Here is a 17759-nt window from a genome sequence, read left to right as displayed (position 1 = left end):
AATGAACGCCGATATGCTGCTGATCGTACGCACGGCCCGCCATCGCTACGCTGTTCGCCACGCCGACCTCGCAGGCATGAAAATGCTGGCCGATCCGCGCGTTCTTGATCATAGCGGCTTCTACGGCCAGCCCTGCCTCGCGGCCGAGCTTGGCCCGCTGCTCGGCCACGCCGACACCGGCGCGCTGCAGCGCCGCCAGGCGCTGATGGTGCCGCTGCGCCGCCGCTATGTCGCGCTGCTGGTCGACGCAATCGAGACGTTTATCGAGCACGCGAGCGCCGTGCCGCTGCCCGCGCTGCTGCGCGAGCGCCTGCGCCAACCCTGGGCCACCGGCGCGCTGGTGCTGGAAGCACAGCCCGTCGTGCTGATCGATGTGCGTGCGGTGGCCCGCAGCGTAATGCTGGCGGCACCAGCCAGCCCTGATCGAAAAGGCAACACTGCTTATGTCTCAGGCGCCTGATCCCAATCGCCTCGGCCGAACCATCGTCGATATCTACAACGACGAAGGCGAGCGCAGCCGGCTGCTCGGCCGCTTCGCCATCAGCTTCGGCACGATCGCGGCCGCCGGCAGCTGTACGCTGCTGGGGCTCAATCTGCTGGGCGCGCTGCCGGGCCAGCGCCTGGCATTTGTGGTGATGCTATCGCTGCTGCTGGCCCTCAGCATTACGCTCGCGACACTCGGGCTGCTGCGCGGGCGCCGCTATCGCCTGGCCACCAACCTGTTTCTGTACTCGGCCGTGTTCTATGTCACCGTGGCGATCTACCTGGTCGGCGGCGTCGCCAGCCCGATCTTTGTGCTGTATTTCGTGCCGATCATGGCCGCCGGGCTGTTCGGCCGCACGCAAGATAGTATTCGCCTGTTCCTAGTTGCCCTGCTATGCTACATCGGCCTGGCTATTCTGCAGAGCACCGAGCTGCTGCTGCCGGTGATCGACCTGCACGGCACCGGCCGCGTGATTATCACCCTGCTGACGTTCGGCTCGATCGGCGGCTTGCTGGCCTACCTGGCGCTGGTGTGGGCCAGCAGCACCAGCCACTTTATTAGCCAGGCCGGCGCGCAGGCCGAGGCGCTGTTCGACACAAACCAGAAGCTGCTCGAAAAGAATATTCAGCAGATCGAGCTAGGCAGCGAGCTTTCGACCGCCGCCGCCGAGCTGCTGGCCGCTTCGCACCAGCAGGCCAGCGGCGCCACCGAGCAGGCCAGCGCGGTCTCGCAAGTCAGCACCACCATCGAAGAGCTGGGCTCGACCGCGCGCCAGATCGCCATCGCCGCCGAGCAAGTGGCCGAGGCCTCGCGCCAAACGCTCGAAAACTTGAGCGAGGGCCAGGACGCGGTCGACAACAGCATTCAGGCCATGGAGCGCATCCGCGGCCGCATGCAGGATGTCTCGTCGCGCGTGCTCAACCTGGGCGAGCGCTCGCAGCAGATCGGCGAGATCATCGACCTGATCAACGACCTGTCGGACGAAACCCACCTGCTCGCGCTCAACGCGGCGATCGAGGCGGCCGGCGCCGGCGAGCACGGGCGCCGCTTTGCGGTGGTGGCCGCCGAGGTGAAGAGCCTGGCCAACCGCGCGCTCGCGGCCGCCAAAGAGGTCAAGGGCGTGATCGCCGAGATCCAGCAGGCTACCAATTCGGCTGTGCTGGCGGCTGAAGAAGGCGGCAAAGAGGTTGAGCATGGCGTTGAGCTAGCCCACAGCGCCGGCGAGGTGATGAATGCGATCGTGCTGGTGGCCGAGCGCACCGCCCAGAGCAGCGCCGAGATCAGCCTGGCCACCGCCCAGCAGCAGAGCGCCAGCGAGCAGGTGGTCGAGACCATGCGCGAGATCGCCGATGTGGCCCGCCAGACCGCCGCCGGCTCGCGCCAGATGGCCGACTCGGCCCAGATGCTTACCGCAATCGCCGAGCGCCTGCACGGCCTGGTGTACGACGAAGCTCATACGCCCGCGTTTAAAGCCGAGATGGACGCGCTCGACCGGCGCATGTCGAGCATCGCCGGGCGGAGTAATAGCCGACCCTAAGAAGTTGTTTGAAAAGGCAGTGGTTTGGAGGACGAAGTCCCTCCAAGTATCCACTTGTTCTGGCGGGTGGCGGCCACGAATGTGGCCGCCACCCGCCAGAGGAAGTGCGAGGGGCAAAGCCCTCGCGCACCCCTTTTCAAACAGGCTCTAAGATCAATTCACAGCATTGTATGGATTTAAGCGCTTTCCATAACCAGTTTCGCGATGAGACGCTCGAAAATGTGCGCGTGCTCAACGAGGGCTTGCTGGCGATCGAAACGATCGAGCTCGGCGCCGCCGAGCGCCGCCAGTGGCTCGACGCGATTTTCCGCGCCATGCACACTATTAAAGGCTCGGCGCGCCTGCTTGGCTTCGAGCCGATCGGCCGGCTCGCCCATACCTGCGAGCATATTCTTGGCGCCGTGCGCGAAGGTCGCCGCGAGCTCGACCGTGCGCTCGCCGACGATCTGCTGCGCGGCGGCGACGCAATCCTCGAGCTGACAAGCGCCAGTATCGAGGGCCGCGCGCCCACGATCGATGTCGAAAGCCTCACGCTCACGCTCGGCCGCAGTAACCGCAGCCCAGCCTCGCCCGCCGCCGATCCTCCGGCCGCAGCGCCCGAGCCTGCCACCGCCCCGCCCGCCCGCCCTCAGCGTTCGGCTGCGCGCCAGACCATTCGCGTGCGCGTCGATCGGCTCGACCGGCTGCTGAACCTGACGGGCGAGCTGGCGGTAGGCCGCCAGACCCAGGCGGCCCACCTGCATACCCTCGACGAGCTGACCGGCCTGGTGGCGCAGCAGGAGCGCGCCCTGCTGGCGCTCGAGCGCGAGCTGAAGCAGCTGCGCTTCTCGGCCATGCAGCGCGACACGATCGACCGCCACCTGAACAGCGCGCTCAACGCCGGCGACCGCGCCAGCCGGCTGATCCACACCCACGCCGAGCGCTTCGGCCAGCACCTCAACCACACCAACCTGCTGATCGAAGACCTCGAGCAGGAGGTGATGGCCGCGCGGCTTATGCCGATCGCCACCGCCTTCGCCAACCTGCCGCGCGCCGTGCGCGAGCTGGCCTACGAAACCGGCAAAGAGATCAGCCTGGTGCTCACCGGCGAGGCAACCGAGCTCGACCGCAAGATCATCGAGGCGCTGAGCGACCCGCTCGTTCACCTGATTCGCAATGCCGTCGACCATGGCATCGAGCCGCCTGAGGATCGCGAGCGGCTCGGTAAGCCACGCCAGGGAACTATTCAGGTTGAAGCTGAGGCATTCGGCGCGCTTGTGTACGTGCGCATCCGCGACGACGGCTACGGCATGGATACGGCCAGGCTGCGCGAGGCCGCGATACGCAAAAATCTGTATACCCCCGAGCAGGCTGCGGCGCTTACCGAGCAGGAAGTGCTCGATCTCGTGTTCTTGCCGGGCTTCAGCACCGCCCAGATCATCACCGATATCTCCGGCCGTGGCGTGGGCATGGACGTAGTGCGCACCAATATTGTCGAGCTGGGCGGGCAGGTGCAGGTTGAATCGCGGCTGCAGGCCGGCACGACGATCACGCTGATCCTGCCGATCACGTTGATGACCACGCGCGTGCTGCTGGTCGAGGCTGCCGGCCAGCTCTTCGCGCTGCCGGCGTCGGGCTGCCAGGGCAGCACCTGGGTGTATGCCGAGCGCCTGAAGACGATCGAGGGCCGCGCCATGCTCCAGCACGAAGGCCGTATGGCGCCGCTGCTGCGCCTGGCCGACTTGCTGGGGATCGGCGGGGAACGGCCTTTCCCGGCGCACCAGCGCCGGCCGGCAGTGCTGATCGGCGGCCAGCGCGCCCTCGCCGTGCTGGTCGATCGGCTGATCGACGAGCGCGAGGTGGTTGTTAAACCGCTCGGGCCACTGTTCGAGAAGCAGCGCCAGTTCAACGGCGCTGTTCAGCTTGGCAATGGCCGGCTGATCTTGCTGATCAACCCGGTGGCGCTGACCCAGCTCGCCCGCAGCATGGCGGTGAGCGCGCCACCGATCGCGCGCCCCGCGCCGGCTCGACACTCGCGCCTGCTGGTAGCCGACGACTCGTTCACCACCCGCGAGCTGATCCGCTCGATCCTGCAATCGGCCGGGTACCACGTCACCACCGCAGTCGATGGCTTCGACGCCCTTGACAAACTGCGGAGCGATACCTACGATCTGGTAGTCAGCGATATTGAAATGCCGCGCGTCGACGGCTTTCAGCTCACCAGCAAAATTCGCACCGACCTTGGCCTGGCCGATCTGCCGGTGATCATCATCACTAGCCTGGCCTCCGAAACCCACCGGCGCCGTGGCCTGGAGGCCGGCGCGCAGGCGTATATCGTCAAAAGCCAGTTCAATCAGCACAGCCTGCTCGAAACTATTCAGCAGCTGCTCGCATAGCCACCCACAATGGTAGATCATGATCCACGCGTGTCTACCCAGCCTTTAAATGGAGCACGACATGGCGGAAAAAATTCTCGTCGTCGACGATAGCAAGCTGGTGACCGATATCGTCAAGATGCGTCTGAGCATGTATGGCTACGAGGTGCGGCTCGCACATAGCGGCGAAGAGGCCCTAGCCCAGATCGCCGACGAAGTACCCGATCTGATGGTGCTGGATGTGCAGATGCCCGGGATCGACGGCTACGAGGTATGCCGGCGCCTGCGTAATAACCCGGCGCTCGACGAGCTGCGTATTATTATGCTAACATCCAGCGACGACAAGCACGCCGCGTTCGAGGCCGGCGTCGACGATTATCTCAACAAAGATATCGATCTGCTTAACCTGCCCAACCGCGTCAAAAATATTCTCGAGATGCACTAAGCCGCCGCGCTTGCCGGCGGGTAGCACCGTTCTACCGCATCGCTACCATCAGCTGTCGGAGCAATGTCTCGCCCGGCATCGCGTCGCCGTCGCTTGGAAATGCTATGAGCCAGCCTATTCGCGTTGTGGTTGTCGATGACTCTGCGCTCGCGCGGAGCATTATCACCGACCTGCTCGAGCGGGACTCGGCGATTCAGGTTGTCGGCAGCGCCGGCGACGGCCGCGCTGCGATTGCGCTCGTGCAAGAGCTGCGGCCCGATATTGTGACCATGGACGTACGCATGCCGGTCATGGATGGCCTGGCCACCACCGAGTATCTGATGGCCTACTGCCCCACGCCCATTCTGGTGCTTACGGCTTCGCTCGCCAGCCACGACGTCGATATTACGTTCAAGATGCTGGGCGCAGGCGCGCTGGAGGTGCTCGAAAAACCTGGCGGCAGCCCGGCCGATCTGGCGCGCGCCGGCCGCGCCCTGAGCCGGCGCATCAAGGTGCTGGCGCGCGTCAAGGTGGTGACGCACCTGCGCGGCCGGCGTAAGCCGCCCAGCGCTACCCTGCCACCTGCGGCCGCGCCGAAGCTGGCTACCCTGCCTAGCGAACCCGCGCCGCCTACCAGCCTTGAGACGCCAGCCTTTCCGCTGATTGTGATCGGCGCGAGCACCGGCGGCCCGCGCGCCGTCAGCCAGGTGCTCGCGGGCTTGCCGCGCGGCCTGGGCGCCGCCGTGCTGGTGGTACAGCACATCGCCGCTGGCTTCAGCGCCGGCCTGGCCGAGTGGCTAGCCCACACCAGCCCGCTGCCGGTGCGGCTGCCCCACGAGGGCTATGCACTGCGCCCAGGCGAAGTACTGGTGGCCCCCGACCAGGCCGACCTGCTGATCGCCGCCGATGGCACAGTTCACCTGAGCGCCAACCCACTGCTCCTCCAGCGCCCATCGATCGATATTTCGATGCAGGCTGCCGCCGCCATGTTCGGCCCGCGCGCGCTCGGCGTGCTGCTCACCGGGATGGGCCGCGATGGCGCCTACGGCCTGCTGGCGATCAAGCGCGCCGGTGGGCATACCATCGCCCAGGACGAAACCACCAGCACGATCTTTGGTATGCCGCGCGCCGCGATCCACCTTGGCGCGGCGTGTGAAGTGCTGCCGGCTACCGAGATCGGCGCGCGCCTCGCCGCGCTCGTGCACGCCATGCAGCCGGCCGAGCGAGGTGCGCGATGAGCCAGCAGCCTAAGCACGCGCCAGCCCGCCAGCACATCGGCCACGGCGCCACACCTACGCCCTGGCTCTCGCCCGAGCAGTTCGCGCATTTTCGCGCGCTGCTGGCCGATTACAGTGGCATATCTATCGACAGCGCGCACCAGCGCGCGCTCGAGCAGGGGCTGGCACAGCGCCTGCAGGCCACTGGCGAAACCCTCGCCACCTACCGTCGCTGGCTTGGCACGCTGGCCGGGCGCGCCGAGCTGCGGCAGCTTTCGGAGCTACTGCTGAACCACGAGACGATGTTCTTCCGCAATGGGCCGCACTTCCGCGCGCTGCGCGACGTGCTGCTGCCCGAGCTGCACCAGCGCAAGCCGCCCGGCGAGCCTCTGCGTATCTGGAGCGCTGGCTGTGCGACCGGTGAAGAAGCCTACTCGCTAGCGATTAGCGCACTTGAAACCCTTGGCCAACCGCCTGCCCGCCCGGTCGAGATCTGGGCTACCGACCTGAGCGAGCCAGCACTGCAGAGCGCGCGCGCCGGGATGTATCGCGGGCGTTCGCTGCAGAATGTACCGCCTGAGCTACTGCAGCGCTACTTCACCCCGCACGATGGCGGTTTCGGCCCCACTCCGGCCGTGCGCGCACTGGTGCGCTTCGCGCAGCTCAATCTGCTCGAGCCATTCCCGGCCGAGGCTCAGAATGTCGACATCATCTTCTGCCAGAATGTCACTATCTACTTCCAGCTGCACACATGCCAGGCGTTGATTGCGCGCTTTTACAGCTGCCTGCCCGACGGCGGCATGCTATTCCTGGGCTTCTCTGAAACGCTCTGGAATGTGTCCGAGCAGTTTGCTACCCGCGAGGTGGCCGGCGCGTATGTATACTGCAAGGGTGCCGCCACGCCGCCCGAGCCGCCGGCTGCGCGCAAGGCCCAGCCAAGGCCGCCGGCCGAAGCACCGAGCGCGCGCCCGCGCCGCGTACCAGCTGTGCCCGTGCCGTCATTCAATCGCCATGCCGGCGCTGCCAAAACCGACCGCGCGCTGCTCGACAGCGGCTACGCGCTGCTGTCGCAGGGCCGCTCCGAAGAGGCGCTCGACCACCTGCGCCAGGTGGCGCCGCAATCGCCGCTGGTGGGCGAGGCGCTGCTGCTGATCGCACGCGGCCACGCCGACCGCGGCGACCTCGACCTGGCGATCGCCGAGGTTCAACGCTCGATCGAGATCGATGCCCTGAATCACGCGGCCTATCTATTGCTTGGTACGATCTATAGCCGCCAGGAACAGTGGCCGGCGGCGATCGAGCAGCTCGAGCGCGCACGCTACCTCGAAGCCGAGTCGGCGCTGGTGTCGTTTCGCCTGGCCGAAGCCTATCGCCAGGCCGGGCGCTTCGAGAAAGCACTGCTCGAATATCGCAATACCCTGCAGAAGCTCGACCGCTACCCGCCCGGCGAGCTACTCGACGGCGTGGCGGTTGGCTGGCTGCGCGAAACCTGCCAGCGGCATCTCGCGCAGATACAAGCCACGAATACACATCCATACGGGGCGTAACGCCCCTTTACTATCTCTAGTAGTAAGTATGCCAAAGCTACGGCGTCAGTCGAATCGGCGCAGCCACGCCAGCCTGTTGGGCCACACCAGCTCGCCCTGGCTGGCGCGCGCCCGCCCGCGCCTAGCGCCCGAGGCCACCGACGCCGCACAGCGCCGCCAGGCCGAGATCGAGCAGGATCTGCGGCTGGCGCGCGATATTCAGCAAGGGCTGCTGCTCGAGGCCGTGCCGCATTTACCTGGCTGGGAGATCAGCGCCATATCGATCCCGGCGCGCGACCTCGGCGGCGACCTATATGATTTCCTGCCGCTGGCCGATGGATGGCACGGTATCATGATCGGCGATGTGTCGGGCAAAGGGCTTCCGGCAGCGCTGCGTATGGCCGTGGCGCGCACGGTGTTCCGCCAGGCCGCCCGCCGCGACGAGGCGCCTGGCCCGACGCTCGCCGCCACCAACGCCGGCATCATCACCGAGATTCCGCAGGGCATGGTCACGATGCTATATGCCAAGCTCAACACGCGCCATGGCGAGCTGCGCATCGCCAATGCCGGGCATAACTACCCGGTGCTGCTCAACGGCCAGGTATCCGAGCTTGAGCTTTCGGGCCTGCCGCTCGGCGTCGACGACGAAAGCGCGTATCGCGAAGCCAGCGCCTGTATCGAGCCGGGCGACATTGTGGTGCTCTACACCGATGGCGTCGTAGAAGCCGGCTCGCCCGATGGCCAGCTCTACAGCTATGCGCGGCTCGAGCAGATGCTGCAGGCGAATGCGCACCTCAAGCCGCGCGCGCTGATGGCCGTGCTGCTGCACGATCTGCGCGCCTGGAACGGCAGCGCGCAGGCCGACGACATCACCATGGTGATCATCCGCCGGCGGCTGGCACGTGCTGGCGACGAGCTGCGTAGCAGCGCCGAAGACGTGCTCGGGCCGGCGCGCGCCGCCGAGCTGTGGGCCGCCGCCGAACTGCCCGCGCCCGACGCGCCGGCCGAGCTGTGGGCCGCACGCCTACCCAGCATTGTTGGCCTGGCGCAGGGCCGCTTTGGGCGCGGCCTGGCGCGCGAGCTGAACGCCCAGCTACGGCTGGCGCTGGAAGAGTACCGTTAAGTATCAGAACCGAGAAGCACAGCGCTGGCCCTGATTCTCGGCTCTGCAAAGGGCTGGAGCGACCGCGATGACCGTGAACGAACCGCTCAATTTCATGCCGCTCGATCTGGATACCTTCGCCGGGAGCGAGCGCTTTATGGCCGGCACACGGCTCGGCGCCGCGTTCAGCCAGGGCATCCGCGCCTACCTGCGCGCCGCCTACAGCGATGCGATCGAGCACTTCAAGGCGGCCCTGATCGCCGCCTATGTCGAGGGTGAAGAGCAGGCCCAGATCTTCGACCGCGAGCGCGCGATTATCTACCTGTATATCGGCAATGCGCTGGCCTTTCAGGACGACTGGGACGGCGCGCTGCGCGAGTACCTTGAGGCAGTGCAGACCGACCCGCAGCTGGCTGAGGCGCACTACAACCTCGGCGTGGCCTTTGCCGCGCGCGGCCAGCTCGATCGGGCGATCGCCGCATTCAAAGAGTCGCTCGAGCACAACCCGATGCTTTACGAGGCGCACTTCTCGCTGGGGCGCTGCTACCAGCGCTTGGACGACGCCGGGCGCGCTTATATTCACTACGACCAGGCCTGCGGCGCGCGGCCACAGGCGGCCGAGCCACGCTACTACATGGGCCTGATGCACCAAGCCCACGGCGCCTATGAGCTGGCGCAGCGCTGCTTCACCGAGGCGCTGCGCGTCGAGCCGACATTTGTGTCGCCCCAGGTGCAAGACGAAGTGCTGGTGACACGCTCGGAGGAGCAAGTGGCGCAGTGGTACTACCGCCTCAGCCAGGATCTGAAGCAGCAGGGCTACGAAGAGGAGGCCGAGCGGATCTACCGCGCACTGCTACAGTGGCGGCCGCACGAGTATCACGCGCGCTATCTGCTGGGAAATCTGCTGGCGCGCGCGCGCCGCCTCGATCGGGCGCTGGAAGAGTATACGTGTATTCCGCCGCAGGATCGGCATTATGTTGACGCGCGCATCCGCACCAGCGCCATTCTCAAGCTACAGCGCCGCCTACGAGAGGCCTACGAAGTGCTATTCAACTGCGCCAAGCTGCACCCCGGCAACGGCAAGCTCTTCCTGAACATGGGCAAGCTGCTCTACGATATTGGCAAACACACGCCAGCCACGCGCGCCTTTGAGCGCGCGGTGCAGCTGCTGCCGCGCGATCCGCAGGCGCACTACCTGCTCGGCTTTATGTACAACGCAATTGGCCGCGAAGGCTGGGCGCTGGCCGCCTGGCGCAAAGCAGTGGAATTAGCGCCCGACGCGCACTCGTTGCGCTACGATCTCGGTTACATGTATATGCGCCGCGAGCGCCACGACCTAGCGGCGCGCGAGTTTGAGCACGTGTTACAATATTGGCCCGAAGACATCGAGACCAATTTTATGCTCGGCGTGTGCTACAAAGAGCTGACTGATCCAGCACGAGCGATCCCGCTGTTCGAAAAAGTGCTGCGCCGCAACCCTGGCCACACCCAGTCGTTGTACTACCTGGGCGCCGCCTACCTGCAGATCGGCAATGTTTCGCTCGGCAAAGCCTACCTGCGCCGCTACGACCACCTGCAGCGCCAGGGCGGGCCAGCGGCCGGGCCGGCCAGCTCAACGCTGGCGCAGCAGGCGCGCGCGCAGGGGCTGCGGCTGATCGGCCAGCGTTGATTTGCTCTATCGCCGCGCCTCCCGATGAACCAAGCAGACACCGGACAACCGGCAAAAGGACAGCGCATGGAACGTGTGCTCGTGAATATTCCTTCGAACCCGATCTTCGAGCGCGTGGTGCGCGCCAGCGCGAGCGAGCTTGGCCAGGCGATCGGCCTGCCGCCCGAGCGCGTCGAAGATCTCAAGCTCGCCGTGAGCGAGGCGGTGAATAACGCGATCGACCACGGCAACCGGCGCGAAGCTACCAAGCTGGTCGAGGTTGTGTTTGTGCTCGAGCCCGACAAGCTCGAGATCCATATCAGCGACCAAGGCCAAGGCGTCGAGCAGCTCAATTTCTCGCGGCGCACGATCGACGAGAGCAATCTCGAGGGCGGCATGCACCGAGGGTTCGGCATGTACTTCATTGGCGCGCTCGTCGACGACTACGAGGTGCGATCGTCGCAGCAGGGCACAGTAATGACACTACGGCTCTACCGGAAGGACGCTATATCATGAGCAACGATGTGATTCGGCGCGAAGAGTTTGGCGAGGTCGCCGTGCTGCATATATTGACAACCAGCGTCGACACTAATTCGGCTGCGGCGATCGAGGCCACCGCCAGCCAGGCGGCTATGCGCCCGATCACCGTGCTCGACTTCGCCAACGTGGCGTTTATTAACTCGGCCGGCATCTCGGCCCTGCTGAAGTTCGTGGTGTCGGCGCGTAAGGCCGGCAACAAGCTCTTCGCCATGAACGTAAGCCCGCATCACCAAAAAATTTTTAAAATGGTCGAAATGTCGCGTTTCATGCCGACGATCGAAGAGCGCGATCTGGCATCGTACCGCTGAGCATATCGCACGCCCGCACGACATGACAGCGCGATTACAGTTGTTTCAAAGTGGCGCAAATATCGTAACTTTGCTGACGCCACCACGTTCACATGTGGTAAAATAGTCGTACCTGCATATGCATACGGCATCGTCGACCCGGCGGCCCAATGGCAATAGCATGCAGCCGCCCCGGATGTAAAATGCCCCGAAAGATTTGTGATTCAAGGATACGGAGGTCATCTCATGTCATTGCCGACAAGCCCGGCCGTAACCAATGGCAGCGCTCCTAGCGTCCTGATTGTCGAGGACGATGCCGCAACTCGCCGACTGTATAAGTTTATGCTGACGAACGGCGGATACCCGGTGATCGAGGCGGAGGACGGTGTCGCCGCGCTTGAGCAGCTCGCCAAGCATCCATGCGAACTGGTTATTACCGATATGAATATGCCGCGCATGGACGGCATGGAGCTGATCCAGGCCATTCGCCGCGACTATAGCGATGTATATGTGATTCTGATCACCGCGTTTGGCACGCCGGATACCGAGAAGCAGGCTCGGCGGATCGGCGCCAACGATTACCTGGCCAAGCCGTTCGATTTCGAAGAGCTTGAGCGCCGCGTGCGGCTGTTCTTCGAGAGCCGGCCACGGCCGGCGTAGTGGCAAGCGCAAGCGGCAGCTGCCTGGCGCTCGCACGGGCGCACCGCGCTGGAATTTGACCATGGTTCATCATCGCCAGCATTATCTATAAACCATGGAGTCAGAACTCCGCGACGTCTACGAACAACTTGTCGCCACGCTGCGCGAGCTGCTGCCTTGCAGCGGTATTGCCGTCCTGCTCCCCAGTGGCGCCGCTATTATAACCGCGGCGCAGTTTGGTATCCCCGCGCTCCCCAGCCAGATCCCAGCTAACCCAAGCACGCTCGGCGCGCTGCAGCGGATCATGGCTGCGCGCCAGCCAGTGCTGGCACGCGCAGCGGGCGCGCGGCTGCCCACGCCCGGCGCCGGCCCCGACTGGCTGGCTGCGCCAATTCTGGCCGGCGACGAGTGCTACGGCTGCGTGAGCCTGAGCGGCGAGTTCGCGCCTGGCCACGAGCGGCTGGCTTTATCGGCCGCGCGGCAGGCTGGGCTGGCGCTGCGCATCGCACAGCGAGCGGGGGCGCCGCTCAACCACGATCCTCAGCTGCGCAGCCTGGAGGCGCGGGTACGCCAGGCGGCCGACCAGGCCACTGCGCTGGCGCTGGTCGTCGACGCGGCGCTCGCGCTGACGCAGGCCAGCCACTGCGGCATCTTCACCAACAAGCAGGGCCGCGCGGCCTTGCTGGCGCGCCGCGGCTACACCCCGGAAGAGGCCGCCTTGGTGCAGCAAATCCCACCCAGCCTCGAGCACGGCCTGACCGGCCGGGCCTTCCGCGACGGTACGCTGGCCTACTCGGCCGATATCGAAAACGACGCGCTGGCACTGCCGGCGCTGGCCGGCTCGCGCGCGCAGCTGGTGATCCCGATCGGCGAGGGCCAACCGTGCCTTGGGATCATCGATCTTCAGTCATCGCGCCTTGGCGCCTTTCAGCCGCTCGACCCGGCCCTGTTCCTGGCGCTTGGGCACCTCGCCGCTGTGGCGCTGGCGGCGCCCGCGGCACGTACGCTGGGCGCGCCGGCCAGCGAGACACACGTCAGCGCCGAGCACGACCTGCTGCTTTCCTCGCGGCTGGCGGTCGTCACCGACCTGGCGGCCGGCGTCGCGCACGAGATCAACAACCCGCTCACAACCATTCTCGGGTATACCCACCTGCTGCTGCGCGACCAGCAGCTGCCGCAAGCCACGCGCGACGACATCGCCCAGATCATGGTCGAGGGCCAGCGCATTGCCGCGCTTGTCGAGCGCTTCCTGCGCTTCGCCCAGCCATCGGCAACCGGCAAGTGCCCGGTGGTGATCGACGAGCCGCTGCACGAAGCACTGGGGCTGCTGCGCAGCCGCATCCAAGAGAGCGGGATTCACCTCGACGTCGCGCTGCCCGAAAGCTCGCCGATGGTGTTGGGGCAGGCCGGGCAGATCGAGCAAGCATTTCTCGAGCTGCTGCAAAACGCGATCGAAGCCATGAACACCAGCGACGAGCGCCGCCTCAGCGTGCAGGTGAGCGAGCAGCACAACTGGGTGCGCGTGGCCATCGCCGATACCGGCCGCGGCATCCGGCCCGACCTGCTGACCCGCGTATTCGAGCCGGGCTTCACCACCAAAGTCGATAAAGGCATTGCGCGCGGCCTGGGCCTGGGGCTCTACGCCGTCCACACGATCGCGCAAGAGCACTGGGGCCGCGTCGAAGTGCAGAGCCACGTGTGGCGTGGCAGCACCTTTACATTGTGCCTGCCGGCGATCTAAACGTTTATACACCTACGACCCACTCGCGTATCCGGTTGGTTCGCCCTGGCGATATACATGGCAAACTAGCCCGTGCCCGCAGCACAAAAGGTACACCGACATGAGCACCCTCGCCACACCCGAACCCGCTGAGCAAGGCCCTTCGCGGCTGCTGATCGTCGAAGACGACACCAATGTACGCGATTTCTGCGTGCGCCTGCTGCGCATGAACGGCTACCAGGTAGTGGCCGCCGAGAATGGGCGCGTTGCGCTGCAATACCTGAGCCAGGCCAGCTACGACCTGGTATTCACCGACCTGCAGATGCCCGAGATGGGCGGGATCGAGCTGCTGAACGAGCTGCGCGAGCACTACCCCGACACCGACGCGATCGTATTCACGGCTCACGCCACTGTCGAGACCGCGCGCCAGGCGCTCAAGCTGGGGGCCTTCGACTATCTCACCAAGCCGGTAACGGTCGACGACCTCGAGCGCACTGTGCGGCGCGCGATGGAGTGGCGGCGCGTGCGGCAAGAGAAGCAGCGCCTCTCGCAGATCGTGGCGCTGCACGAGATGAGCCAGACCTTCACCTCGACGCTCGATACCGCCACAGCGGTGCGCGAGATCGTGCGGCTGCTGTGGCGGCGCTTCGCCCCGCGCGCGCTCTCGCTCTCGCTGCTGCACCCCGAGGACGACGAGCTTGAGCTACTGGCCCAGCGCGGCGCCGGGATCGACCGTGCGCCGAACAGCCGGGCGGCCGTGCGCGGCTACGACGAGCAGGCGATCGTGCGCGCGCACATCGAGCTGGTTGGCGACGACCACGACGCGCCCAGCCCACGGCACCTGGCCCGCATCACCCTGCGCACCAGCGATCGGCCAGTGGGCCTGCTGCAGCTGGCGCGCAGCGCCGACCAGCCCGGCTTCGACAACGACGACCGCACGCTGCTGAACGTATGCGCCTCGCATATCGCCGCGTCGCTCGACAACGGCAGGCTCTACCAGCAGCTGAAAGATCAGAACCTTCAGACGATCGCGGCGCTGGCGGCGGCGATCGATGCGCGCGACCCGTACACAGCCGGGCATTCCGAGCAGGTGCGGCGCTACGCCGTGCGGCTGGGCGAAGTGCTGAGCCTTCCGGCCCAGCGGGTGGAGTATATTCACTACGGCGCGCTGCTGCACGATATCGGCAAGATCGGCATTCGCGACTACATTTTGCTCAAGCCAGGCCCGCTGAGCGAAGAAGAGTACGCGATCATGCAGTCGCACCCGACGATTGGCGCCGACATCCTGCGCAAGATCAAGGCGCTGCGCGACGTCATCCCGATCATCGAGTGCCACCACGAGCGCCTGGATGGCCGTGGCTACCCGCGCCACCTCCAAGGCCCGCAGGTGCGCGAGGAGGCGCGGATCGTGGCGATTGCCGACGCCTACGATGCCATGACCTCACACCGCGCCTATCGCCGGGCCATGGAGGCCGAGCAGGCATTTCATATTCTGATGAATGGCCGTGGCACACACTGGGATGGCCAGTTTGTTGAGGTGTTCGTCGAGATGATGCGCCGCGAGGGCACAGCGCTGCTGTTGCCGCGCCCGCGCCCGCCGCAGCTGGCCGTGAACGGATTGCTCGAGCGGCCAGTCGCGATCGAGCTTGAGGCACGCGACTAGGCCGTATTGGTATTACTTCCCGCTGACCACGCCATCGCTGCCGTCGTTGTTGATCGTGATCAGCACATTCTGGCTGCGCTCCTCGTCGTCGGCCGGCTCCTCGACCGACAGCGCGGCGACGTGATCGCCCTTGACCACATTCAGGATCGTGACGCCCTGCGTCGAGCGGCCCAGCAGTGAGATCTCGCCGGCGAGGCAGCGCATCACCGTGCCGCCGGTGGTGATAAATGTCAGCAGCGAGGTATCGTACACCACGCGCGCGGCGGCCACTTGGTCGGCTGGGCGCAGCTTGATCGTGATCACGCCACCGGTACCACGGCCCTTGGAGGGGTATTCGTCGAGCGCGGTGCGCTTACCGAAGCCATTAGCCGTCATCACCAGCAGCGAGCCGCCATTCTGCACCAGATCCATGCCAATCACGCGGTCGTTGTCGGAGAGGTTCACGCCGATCACGCCACTCGCGGGGCGGCCCATGGGGCGAACTTCCTCCTGGCGGAAGCGGATCGTCTGGCCGCGCATGGTCGTGAGCAGCACATCTTCGTTGCCCTGTGTCATCGAGACCCAGCCCAGCAGATCGCCTTCCTCGAGGCCAATCGCGATCAGGCCATTCGAGCGCACCTGGCTGTACTCTTTCAGAATGGTGCGCTTGATCTTGCCGCGCTGCGTGGCCATAATCAGGTACTCGCCCTCGTCAAAATCGGGCACGGCCAGGATCGACGTCACCTGCTCGCCCGGCTCCAGCGCGATCAGGTTCACGAGCGGCAGACCTTTGGCCGTACGCCCGGCGTCGGGCACCTCGTGGGCCTTCAGCTGGTAGACCTTGCCGCGATCGGTGAAGAACAGCAGGTCGTCCATCGTCATGCAGGTGAGGATGTGGCGCACGACGTCCTGCTCGCGCGTGACCATGCCCCTGATGCCGCGCCCGCCGCGCCGCTGGGTACGGTAGGTATCGGCGTTGATGCGCTTGACATAGCCACGCTCGGTGAGCGTCACCAGCACCTTGATATCGGGGATCAGGTCTTCGTCGCTCACCTCGCCGTCGGCGTCGGGGATGATCCGGGTGCGCCGCTCGTCGCCGTACTTCTCTTTGAGGTATTGCAGGTCGGTCTTGATCAGGTGCAGCAGCTTGCGCGGGTTGGCCAGAATATCTTCAAGCTCGGCGATCAGCTTGATGACCTCTTTATACTCTTCTTCGATCTTTTTGCGCTCAAGCGCGGCCAGGCGGCGCAGCTGCATCTCGAGAATGGCCTGGGCCTGGATCTCGGTGAGCTTGAAGTTGCGCATCAGGTTGTTGCGCGCGCTATCGGCGTTACGCGACTCGCGAATGATGCGGATCACCTCGTCGAGGTTATCGATCGCAATCTTCAGGCCTTCGAGCACATGCGCGCGCGCGCGGGCCTTGGCCAGATCGAACGCGGTGCGCCGGCGGATCACCTCGCGGCGATGATCGATGTGCTCTTGCAGCATGCGCTTGAGCGTCAGCACGCGCGGCTGCAAACCGCCCTCGACCAGCGCCAGCATGTTCACGCCAAAAGTCGTCTGCATCTGGGTGTGCTTGTACAGCGCGTTGAGCACCTTTTTCGGCTGGGCGTCCTGCTTCAGGATGATCACCAGGCGCATGCCGCTGCGGTCGGATTCGTCGCGCACGTCGCGCACGCCCTCGATCTTGCGCTCTTTAGCCATCTCGGCGATGCGCTCTTGCAGCCGGGCCTTGTTCACCTGGTAGGGCAGCTCGGTGACGACGATATTGTACGCGCCACGCGCGGCCTCTTCGATATGCGCCTTGGCGCGCAGCGTGATGTGGCCGCGGCCAGTGCTGTAGGCGTTCACAATGCCTTCGGTGCCGAGGATCATGCCGGCGGTGGGGAAGTCGGGGCCGGGGATGATTTTGATCAGGTCTTCGACCGTGGCATCGGGGTTGTCGATCAGGTGCATGATCGCATCGCACAGCTCGGTGAGGTTATGCGGCGGGATGTTCGTGGCCATACCTACGGCGATGCCGGCCGCGCCGTTGAGCATCAGGTTTGGCAGGCGCGCGGGCAGCACGGTTGGCTCTTTGAATGTGCCGTCGAAGTTGTCGCGAAAATCGACCGTGTCCTTGTCGATGTCGAACAGCAGCTCTTCGGCGATCGCCGAGAGGCGCGCCTCGGTGTAGCGCATGGCGGCGGGCGGGTCGCCGTCGACGCTGCCGAAGTTACCCTGCCCGTCGATCAGTGGGTAGCGCATATTCCAGGGCTGGGCCAGGCGCGCCAGCGCATCGTACACCGCCGTATCGCCGTGCGGGTGCATCTTGCCGAGCACATCGCCGACGATACGCGCGCTTTTCTTGTACGGCTGGTTGTGGCGCACGCCCATGTCCCACATTCCGTACATAATGCGCACCTGAACAGGCTTGAGGCCATCGCGCGCGTCGGGCAGCGCCCGCGACACGATCACGCTCATGGCATATTCCAGGTACGCTGTGCGCATCTCGTCGTTGATGCTCACCGGCCGAACGATCCCGATTTCCATGACGCCTCCAGAACGCGATCAGCGGCGGCAAAAAGCCGCCGGCTGATAATTTCTCGTACTTAATGCACGGCTCGATTCTCTGCATATTATACCGCTAAATCGCGGTT

At 65.4% G+C, this 17759-nt stretch carries 14 protein-coding genes; 13 read left to right on the top strand and 1 reads right to left on the bottom strand.

From position 1 onward, the window contains the following. Nucleotide 1: 1 nt before the first annotated feature. The 13 genes from U0177_RS10045 to U0177_RS09985 all read left to right on the top strand — a co-directional run bounded on the left by U0177_RS10045 (nucleotide 2) and on the right by U0177_RS09985 (nucleotide 15141). The gene (locus tag U0177_RS10045) at nucleotides 2-460 is read left to right on the top strand and encodes a hypothetical protein (RefSeq protein WP_409570486.1); all 459 of its coding nucleotides are present in this window, start codon (nucleotides 2-4) and stop codon (nucleotides 458-460) included. Next, a complete protein-coding gene (locus tag U0177_RS10040) occupies nucleotides 444-2021 on the top strand; it encodes a methyl-accepting chemotaxis protein (protein WP_409570485.1) in 1578 nt (525 codons plus the stop codon). The genes U0177_RS10045 and U0177_RS10040 overlap by 17 nt, the downstream gene beginning before the upstream one ends. A gap of 170 nt (nucleotides 2022-2191) precedes the next feature. Next, nucleotides 2192-4396 (top strand): response regulator, encoded by a 2205-nt coding sequence (locus tag U0177_RS10035; RefSeq protein ID WP_409570484.1) that lies wholly within the window; start codon nucleotides 2192-2194, stop codon nucleotides 4394-4396. Nucleotides 4397-4457: 61 nt separating this feature from the next. After that, nucleotides 4458-4820 carry a PleD family two-component system response regulator gene (locus U0177_RS10030; RefSeq protein ID WP_409570483.1) on the top strand — a complete coding sequence of 121 codons (363 nt, stop codon included), beginning with the start codon at nucleotides 4458-4460 and terminating at the stop codon, nucleotides 4818-4820. A gap of 104 nt (nucleotides 4821-4924) precedes the next feature. Next, entirely contained in the window at nucleotides 4925-6037 is a 1113-nt protein-coding gene (cheB, locus tag U0177_RS10025; RefSeq protein WP_409570482.1) for a chemotaxis-specific protein-glutamate methyltransferase CheB, read from the top strand. Beyond that, on the top strand, nucleotides 6034-7563 hold the full coding sequence (locus U0177_RS10020) for a CheR family methyltransferase (protein ID WP_409570481.1): 1530 nt from the start codon (nucleotides 6034-6036) through the stop codon (nucleotides 7561-7563). The genes cheB and U0177_RS10020 overlap by 4 nt, the downstream gene beginning before the upstream one ends. Before the next feature lie 28 nt (nucleotides 7564-7591). After that, on the top strand, nucleotides 7592-8665 hold the full coding sequence (locus U0177_RS10015) for a PP2C family protein-serine/threonine phosphatase (protein WP_409570480.1): 1074 nt from the start codon (nucleotides 7592-7594) through the stop codon (nucleotides 8663-8665). A gap of 67 nt (nucleotides 8666-8732) precedes the next feature. Continuing rightward, nucleotides 8733-10313 carry a tetratricopeptide repeat protein gene (locus U0177_RS10010; RefSeq protein WP_409570479.1) on the top strand — a complete coding sequence of 527 codons (1581 nt, stop codon included), beginning with the start codon at nucleotides 8733-8735 and terminating at the stop codon, nucleotides 10311-10313. A 66-nt stretch (nucleotides 10314-10379) separates the two neighbouring features. Beyond that, nucleotides 10380-10808 carry an ATP-binding protein gene (locus U0177_RS10005; RefSeq protein WP_409570478.1) on the top strand — a complete coding sequence of 143 codons (429 nt, stop codon included), beginning with the start codon at nucleotides 10380-10382 and terminating at the stop codon, nucleotides 10806-10808. Beyond that, nucleotides 10805-11140, top strand: a complete 336-nt coding sequence (locus U0177_RS10000; protein WP_409570477.1) for an STAS domain-containing protein — start codon at nucleotides 10805-10807, stop codon at nucleotides 11138-11140. Before U0177_RS10005 ends, U0177_RS10000 begins: the two co-directional genes overlap by 4 nt. A 225-nt stretch (nucleotides 11141-11365) precedes the next feature. Next, entirely contained in the window at nucleotides 11366-11779 is a 414-nt protein-coding gene (locus U0177_RS09995) for a response regulator transcription factor (protein WP_409570476.1), read from the top strand. Nucleotides 11780-11873: 94 nt separating this feature from the next. Next, nucleotides 11874-13499, top strand: a complete 1626-nt coding sequence (locus U0177_RS09990; RefSeq protein WP_409570475.1) for an ATP-binding protein — start codon at nucleotides 11874-11876, stop codon at nucleotides 13497-13499. 100 nt (nucleotides 13500-13599) lie between these two features. Beyond that, entirely contained in the window at nucleotides 13600-15141 is a 1542-nt protein-coding gene (locus U0177_RS09985) for an HD domain-containing phosphohydrolase (RefSeq protein ID WP_409570474.1), read from the top strand. 12 nt (nucleotides 15142-15153) lie between these two features. Here U0177_RS09985 and gyrA read toward each other — a convergent pair whose 3' ends face one another. Beyond that, complete coding sequence (gyrA, locus tag U0177_RS09980) at nucleotides 15154-17652, bottom strand: DNA gyrase subunit A (RefSeq protein ID WP_409570473.1); 2499 nt, start codon at nucleotides 17650-17652, stop codon at nucleotides 15154-15156. Nucleotides 17653-17759: the final 107 nt, after the last annotated feature.

Source organism: Kouleothrix sp. (assembly GCF_046328425.1).
Lineage (GTDB): Bacteria > Chloroflexota > Chloroflexia > Chloroflexales > Roseiflexaceae > Kouleothrix.
This window is presented reverse-complemented; position numbering and strand designations above follow the sequence as displayed.

Excerpts from the sequence above, each read along its gene's own strand:
- U0177_RS10045 (WP_409570486.1), top strand. The coding sequence starts at position 2 with ATGAACGCCGATATGCTGCTGATCGTACGCACGGCCCGCCATCGCTAC.
- U0177_RS10040 (WP_409570485.1), top strand. The coding sequence starts at position 444 with ATGTCTCAGGCGCCTGATCCCAATCGCCTCGGCCGAACCATCGTCGAT.
- U0177_RS10035 (WP_409570484.1), top strand. The coding sequence starts at position 2,192 with ATGGATTTAAGCGCTTTCCATAACCAGTTTCGCGATGAGACGCTCGAA.
- U0177_RS10030 (WP_409570483.1), top strand. The coding sequence starts at position 4,458 with ATGGCGGAAAAAATTCTCGTCGTCGACGATAGCAAGCTGGTGACCGAT.
- cheB (WP_409570482.1), top strand. The coding sequence starts at position 4,925 with ATGAGCCAGCCTATTCGCGTTGTGGTTGTCGATGACTCTGCGCTCGCG.
- U0177_RS10020 (WP_409570481.1), top strand. The coding sequence starts at position 6,034 with ATGAGCCAGCAGCCTAAGCACGCGCCAGCCCGCCAGCACATCGGCCAC.
- U0177_RS10015 (WP_409570480.1), top strand. The coding sequence starts at position 7,592 with ATGCCAAAGCTACGGCGTCAGTCGAATCGGCGCAGCCACGCCAGCCTG.
- U0177_RS10010 (WP_409570479.1), top strand. The coding sequence starts at position 8,733 with ATGACCGTGAACGAACCGCTCAATTTCATGCCGCTCGATCTGGATACC.
- U0177_RS10005 (WP_409570478.1), top strand. The coding sequence starts at position 10,380 with ATGGAACGTGTGCTCGTGAATATTCCTTCGAACCCGATCTTCGAGCGC.
- U0177_RS10000 (WP_409570477.1), top strand. The coding sequence starts at position 10,805 with ATGAGCAACGATGTGATTCGGCGCGAAGAGTTTGGCGAGGTCGCCGTG.
- U0177_RS09995 (WP_409570476.1), top strand. The coding sequence starts at position 11,366 with ATGTCATTGCCGACAAGCCCGGCCGTAACCAATGGCAGCGCTCCTAGC.
- U0177_RS09990 (WP_409570475.1), top strand. The coding sequence starts at position 11,874 with ATGGAGTCAGAACTCCGCGACGTCTACGAACAACTTGTCGCCACGCTG.
- U0177_RS09985 (WP_409570474.1), top strand. The coding sequence starts at position 13,600 with ATGAGCACCCTCGCCACACCCGAACCCGCTGAGCAAGGCCCTTCGCGG.
- gyrA (WP_409570473.1), bottom strand. The coding sequence starts at position 17,652 with ATGGAAATCGGGATCGTTCGGCCGGTGAGCATCAACGACGAGATGCGC.